This window comes from Bacillus tequilensis KCTC 13622 (assembly GCF_000507145.1).
GTDB classification, from domain to species: Bacteria; Bacillota; Bacilli; order Bacillales; family Bacillaceae; genus Bacillus; species Bacillus tequilensis.
The window spans coordinates 1-237 of record NZ_AYTO01000002.1; the positions used below are offsets into that span (position 1 = coordinate 1).

General features: G+C 41.4%; 1 pseudogene. It reads right to left on the minus strand.

Annotated features, from left to right (window positions below):
* Window positions 1–237: pseudogene (locus V756_RS1000000124185) on the minus strand (hypothetical protein); the annotation flags it as partial.

The following is a 237-nucleotide window of genomic DNA, read 5'->3' on the forward strand; positions in this document are numbered from 1 at the left end:
TAATGCAGGAGTATACCGATTGACAGGAGATTTGACAAATTGTTTTACAGATTTTCCGCCTTTCTTAATTGTGCCACCAGCTGCTTTCCCAACTTTAGCAAGATCTTTCGAGCCCGTTGAGACAGAGGACTTTCCACCTTTCAATAACAGAAGACTTCCGCCCAAATAAGTAATATAGTGCAGCCGTGTGTATGCATCCCCGTGAATCATTTTTGTATCCCAATTATCCTTCAATGT